The organism is Pseudomonas xionganensis (genome assembly GCF_009763245.1).
GTDB lineage: Bacteria > Pseudomonadota > Gammaproteobacteria > Pseudomonadales > Pseudomonadaceae > Aquipseudomonas > Aquipseudomonas xionganensis.
In genome coordinates, this window is record NZ_WKJZ01000002.1 from 486,000 (window position 1) to 492,029 (window position 6,030).

Here is a 6,030-nt window from a genome sequence, read left to right on the forward strand (position 1 = left end):
GGGTCAGCCCTGCAGTGCCGCATCGACCAGCTGCTGCGCCTCGCTGAAGATGCGCTGCAGATGGTCATGATCGCGGTAGCTTTCGGCGTAGATCTTGTAGATATCCTCGGTACCGGAGGGCCGTGCGGCGAACCAGCCGCCCTCGCTCAGCACCTTGATCCCGCCAATGGCCGCAGCGTTGCCCGGGGCCTTGTCGAGCACCTGAACGATGGCATCGCCGGCCAACTCGGTGCTCTGCACCCGACTGGCCGACAACTTGCCCAGGGCCTGCTTCTGCGCAGAAGTTGCCGGTGCATCGCGGCGGTCAGCATGGATGACGCCAAACTCATCGGTCAGGCTGCGGTACAGCTCGCCCGGGTCGCGCCCGTTCACCGCGGTCATCTCCGCCGCTAGCAGGGCCATGGCGATGCCATCCTTGTCGGTGGTCCAGACCTGGCCATCGCGGCGCAGGAAGCTCGCCCCAGCACTCTCCTCCCCCCCAAAGCCCAGGCTGCCGTCGAACAGGCCACCGGCGAACCATTTGAAGCCCACCGGCACTTCCTGCAGCGGTCGGCCCAGGCGTGCAGCGACGCGGTCGATCATGGCGCTGCTGACCAGGGTCTTGCCCACGGCGGCTTGCGGGTGCCACTGCGGACGATGCTGGAACAGATAGTCGACGGCCACGCTGAGGAAGTGGTTGGCCGGCAGCAGGCCGACACTGGGCGCGACGATGCCGTGGCGGTCGTAATCCGTGTCGCAGGCAAAGGCGATGTCGTAGCCGTTCTTCAGGCCGATCAGGCGCTGCATGGCGTGGCTGGAGGATGGGTCCATGCGGATCTGTCCGTCCCAGTCCAGGCTCATAAAGGCGAACTGCGGGTCGACCACCTGACTCACCACATCCAGATCAAGGCCGTACTGCTCGGCAATCCGCCCCCAGTAGCGCACCCCGGCGCCGCCCAGGGGATCGACACCCAAACGCAAACCGGCAGCGCGAATGGGGGCAAAGTCGAGCACCGCGTCCAACTCATCCACATAGCGGCCGAGAAAATCGTACTCGGCCACACAGGCCGCCTGGCGAGCCTGAGCCAGCGGCAACTGCCTGACCTCACGCAACCCACCTTCGAGCAGCGCATTGGCCCGCTGCTGGATCCAGCCGGTGACATCGCTGTCCGCCGGGCCACCATTGGGCGGGTTGTACTTGAAGCCGCCACTGTCCGGCGGATTGTGCGAGGGGGTGATCACGATGCCATCGGCCAGAGCGCTGTCACGCCCCTTGTTGTAGGTCAGAATGGCCCGCGACAGCGCCGGCGTGGGGACAAACTCATCCCCCAGCGAACGCAGGGTCTGCACGCCATTAGCAGCCAGCACCTGCAACGCCGTATCCAGAGCCGGTTGCGACAACGCATGGCTATCGGCGCCGATAAACAGCGGCCCGCCAATGCCCTGGGCGGCACGGTAATCACAGATGGCCTGGGTGATGGCCAGGACGTGATCGCGGTTAAAGCTGCGCGCCAGGGAGCTGCCCCGATGCCCGGACGTGCCGAACGCCACCCGCTGGCCAGGCTCGGCCGGGTCGGGCTGCCATGCATAGTAGGCCGTCAGCAACTGATCGATATCGGTAAGAGAAGCACTGGGCGCCGGCTGACCGGCCAGAGGATGGATACGCGAACTCACTCGAACTCCCTAGGGTGAATGGCGGAAAACCCGGCAAGCTTAACAGGCTCGCGAGCCGAGCGCGGCCAGGCTATCCTGTGCAGCCTTCCGCCCCCTGTCAGGTATACCCCATGCAAGCCCAGCTTGAAGAACTCATCAGCAAGATCAGCTCGGGCTGCATGTTGCCGGAAGAAGTGGCCCGCATCGCCGCAGAAGCGGCCCAGGCCTACGCCGACCCACAGGGCTTTCTCGCCGCCAACCCGGATATCAATTACGACGACAGTTTCCCCATTCCCCTGGGCGAATGGGTGGTGGTGGGCAGCCTGCCCGACACCGTGCTGTTTCAGGCCGACAGCTACGAGCAGCTGTTTCAGCAGATCACCGACTCCTTCGGTCCCCAGGTCAACTTTGTGCTCAAGCCCAAGCAGCTGGCCAAGACCGAGCCGCTCAAGGCGCTGAACCGCATCCAGGTGCAACTCTCCAGCCTGTCGCCGGAAACGGGGGGCTATACCCTGGTGGATTTCAGCGAACCACTGGATGACGAGCTGCAGGCCGTGCTGGTGTACAGCAGCGACCTGGCCCGGGTCATGGCGCTGGCGGTAGAAATTGGTATCTACGCAGCACCGGCTTACGAGAGTTTGAAAGCCGCCCAGAGCGAAGGGTGAAGCGACCGCCCAGTAGAAGTCTTGGACGGTGCCATCTTATTGACCAGCGGGCTGCAGGGCGATCTTCGGTGCCCAGCGCAACCATTCTTCGTTGACCTCATCATGCAGGGCGAAGGTTTGCCCAGGCTGCGCCGGGCCGCCCATCTGCGGGTTGTCCGGCGAAGCGAAGGCAATTCCGCCTTCCAGCAAGGCCTCCAGGGACTCGGTGCGCACCTCCACGCCACTGAACAGGCCAGCACTGACGCCAATGCCGCTGGCATTCCAGAAGCGACTACCGGTGCGCACCAGGGGCGCATAACGCGGCTCAATCAGGATATGGATCAGCACCCGATCCGAGGTCGGCCCCAGCTCGAAATCCGTGACCTTGCCAACCGGCACCTCACGGTAGCTGACCACCACACCCGGCTTGATCGAGCCGCGCCGGGGCGCACTGAGCACCAGACGCAAGCCCTCCTCCTTGGTCGAAACAGTGGGCGGCGCGGCCAGCGCGACAAAGGCGAGCTGCCGTGCTCCCGGCTGGCTGGCCGGCATCACTTCCAGATACTGGCCACTGACCAGGGTTTCCAGATTGGCCGCCCGGGTCATACTGACCTCAGGCTTGACCACCCAGAACTGCGTACCGGCCCGGGCGATCTGCTGCGCAGCTTGCGTTACCCGAGCGTGCAGCATCACGGCCTGCAGATCATTCGTCAGCTCGATGCGCTCAACCTTGCCGACATCCAGGCCCTTGTAACGGATGGCCGTGCCCACAGCCAAGCCATCGCCACGGGGCACCTGAATACTCAACTCAACGCCCGTGCGCAAGGCACTGTCCTGATTGGCGTGCAGGGCAAAACGCGATACCCGCCGCGCTAACGGACCCGCCTGCGGGTCTGGCGTGTCGAAGGCGATGCCGCCGGCCAACAGGGTCTGGAGCGACTCGGCCTTTACCTCAACCCCCGACAGCCCGCCCTTGAGGCTGATGCCGCTGGCATTCCAGAAGCGCGTGCTGGAGTTGATCAGAAGCACATACTCAGGTTCGACGTGCACCCCGAAAGCGATCCCCTGGTTATCACGGGAAAGCTGCACACTCTGCACCGATCCCACCTGAAGCTGGCGATAAAGGAGCGGGCTGCCTACTTCCAGCGAGCCACGGCTGTCGCTCAGCAGCACCAGATGCAGGCCCGGAGCATCCAGATTCAACGGCGGCGCCTTGCGCCTGGCCTCGAACTCGCGCTGGGCAAGCCCGCCCCGCTCCCCCGGTCGCACGGCAATATAGTTACCCTTGACCAGAGCATCCAAACCGGTGATGCCGGCCAGGGAAATCGACGGCTTGACCACCCAGAACTCGGTGCCCTCGACCAGAAACTCCTCCGTACGCGGGTCCATGGTCAGTTCGGCCACCGCACCGGTCAGATCATCATTGATCTTGAGCAGCTTGAGCGTGCCGGTCTGGATGCCGTTGTACAGCACAGGGGTGCGACCGGCCTGCAAGCCGCTGAAATCGTCGAGCTTGACCACAACCCGGATACCCGCCTGAGCGCTATCGAAGTCCTCATAAAGACGGAAGGGCAATGCCGGATCGGTGGGCGGACTGTCCTTGCGATGCTCCGGGGTCGCAAAGGCGATACCGCCGGCCACCATACTGGCCAACGACTCGGTGCGCAGCTTGAGACCTCCCAGACCGGCATCCACGCTGATGCCACTGGCATTCCAGAAACGCGTGTGCTTGCGCACCAGGTCGGCAAACGGCGGCTCGATAAAAATCTTCACTTCGATGGTGGTCTGATCGTCGGCCAGGTTATAGCTCTTCACCCGGCCAACCTGGATCTGCCGGTAGAACACCGGGCTATCACGGCTCAATGAACCCAGACGCTCGGCCTTGAGGGTCAGGTGCAACCCCGGCCGCTCATCGGACAGGGGGGGAGGTTCCGCCAGCGCCTTGAACTCCAGGGCAACCTCACCATCACCAGGGTCAAAAGCGATGTAGTTACCCGACACCAAAGTTTCAAGCCCGGTAATACCGGCCAGACTGACACTCGGCTTGACCAGCCAGAAGCGGGTATTGCTGCGCAGTTGCGCCTGAACATCCTTGCTCATTTCCAGGGTCGCAACTACCCCGCGGGCCTGATCGCTGCGGTCAAGGGTCAGCGCCACCACCTTGCCAATCGGCATGCCCTTGTAAATGACTTCGGTCTTGCCGGCCTGAATGCCTTCCCCCGTCGGAAATACCACCTGAATCTCGACCCCGGCCATGCTGTAGGCACGCCAGCCCAGCCAGGCACCGATCAACAGGGCGATCAGCGGCAATACCCAGATCGCCGACCAATTGGAGGCGGGCCGTACCCTGGCCTTCGGCAAGTCATTCATGGTCGTCATCCGACTCCGTGTTATCCCAGATCAAGCGTGGGTCAAAAGTAAGGGCTGCAAGCATGGTCAGGATCACCACACTGGCGAAGGCTGCTGCGCCCCAACCTGGCTCGATACTGGCCAGATTGCCGAAGCGCACTACCGCCACCAGGATGGCGATCACGAAAATATCCAGCATCGACCAGCGCCCGATCCATTCGATAAAGCGGTACATCAGGATGCGTTGACGGGCCGACATCGGCTGGTGGCGCTGCACCGAATACAGCAGGAGCGCGATCCCCACCAGTTTGAAGGTGGGCACCAGAATGCTGGCAATAAACACCACTGCGGCAATCGGCAGCATGCCGAAATTCACCAGCGTCACCACCCCGGACATGATGGTATCGGACTGCCCACGCCCCAAAGAGTTGACCGTCATGATCGGCAAGAGATTGGCCGGAATATAAAGAAGAGCCGCAGCCAGGAGCAGAGCCCAGGTGCGCGCCAAACTGTTCGGGCGCCGCGCATGCAGGTGGCAGCCACAACGGCTACAAAACTGCTGTCCGTCTTGTTGCGCATTCAATTGATAGCACTCATGACAGATGACCAGCCCGACATCAATCGCCCGCATGCCCAACCTCCCCCGCCAGCGACTGCCAGATCTGCTGGGGCGACATGATGACCTCCAGCCACACCTGCACCAACAGCAGGGCAATAAAGCACAGCAAGCCAAGCCCCAGCGTCACGTCTGCCAGATCGGCTAACTTCACCAACGACACCAGAATGCCCATCAGATAGACCTCCAGCATCCCCCACTCGCGCATATGGTGATAGATGCGGTACAGCAGCAATCCATAGCTGCGTCCGATATCCAGGCGAATGCTCAGCAATACGGCAAACTGACACAAGAGCTTGAGCAGCGGCACCGCCATGCTGCAAAGAAAGACGACCAGAGCAATACCCTGCATGCCGCTGTCATAGAGGCCAAGCACCCCACTCCAGACGGTGTCCTCGCTGGCCTGGCCAAGCAGATTAAGCTGCATGATCGGCAAGAAATTCGCCGGTACAAACAGCAGCAATGCCGTAATAACCAAGGCCATGCTGCGCTCTACCACCCGCGCGCGCTGAGTGTGCAATTCGTAGCCGCAACGCGGGCACTCAATCCGCTCGCCCAATCTCAATGGCGGTCTGTGCATCAGCAGATCGCACTCATGACAGGCAATCAGCCGATCAAGATCGGGCAAATCCCCTGACACCTGGCTTACGGTCTGATCACTCATGCAGCAAGACTCTTATAAAGGCGGGCTTATTCTAGCCCAGCGGCAATAGCCGACTGCACCAGACAAGTTAATAAACGACACGCAAAGTAAAACCCCCGACCGTTTTCACGATCGGGGGTTTTGGT

At 62.2% G+C, this 6,030-nt stretch carries 5 protein-coding genes; 1 reads left to right on the forward strand and 4 read right to left on the reverse strand.

Annotated features, from left to right (window positions below; genetic code table 11):
• Positions 1 to 3: 3 nt before the first annotated feature.
• Entirely contained in the window at positions 4 to 1,653 is a 1,650-nt protein-coding gene (pgm, locus tag GJV18_RS14880) for a phosphoglucomutase (alpha-D-glucose-1,6-bisphosphate-dependent) (RefSeq protein WP_160346951.1), read from the reverse strand.
• Positions 1,654 to 1,763: 110 nt separating this feature from the next.
• Between pgm and GJV18_RS14885 the strand changes: the two genes are divergently transcribed.
• Positions 1,764 to 2,297 carry a hypothetical protein gene (locus GJV18_RS14885; protein ID WP_160346953.1) on the forward strand — a complete coding sequence of 178 codons (534 nt, stop codon included), beginning with the start codon at positions 1,764 to 1,766 and terminating at the stop codon, positions 2,295 to 2,297.
• A gap of 36 nt (positions 2,298 to 2,333) precedes the next feature.
• On the opposite strand, the gene GJV18_RS14890 is transcribed toward GJV18_RS14885, so the two are convergent.
• From GJV18_RS14890 to GJV18_RS14900, 3 genes are read right to left on the reverse strand one after another with little or no spacing between them, the layout of a single operon-like run.
• The gene (locus tag GJV18_RS14890; protein ID WP_160346955.1) at positions 2,334 to 4,646 is read right to left on the reverse strand and encodes a PqiB family protein; all 2,313 of its coding nucleotides are present in this window, start codon (positions 4,644 to 4,646) and stop codon (positions 2,334 to 2,336) included.
• Positions 4,639 to 5,256: a paraquat-inducible protein A gene (locus GJV18_RS14895; RefSeq protein ID WP_160346957.1), complete on the reverse strand. Its 618-nt coding sequence runs from the start codon at positions 5,254 to 5,256 to the stop codon at positions 4,639 to 4,641. Before GJV18_RS14895 ends, GJV18_RS14890 begins: the two co-directional genes overlap by 8 nt.
• Positions 5,243 to 5,905 carry a paraquat-inducible protein A gene (locus tag GJV18_RS14900; protein WP_160346959.1) on the reverse strand — a complete coding sequence of 221 codons (663 nt, stop codon included), beginning with the start codon at positions 5,903 to 5,905 and terminating at the stop codon, positions 5,243 to 5,245. The genes GJV18_RS14895 and GJV18_RS14900 overlap by 14 nt, the downstream gene beginning before the upstream one ends.
• Positions 5,906 to 6,030: the final 125 nt, after the last annotated feature.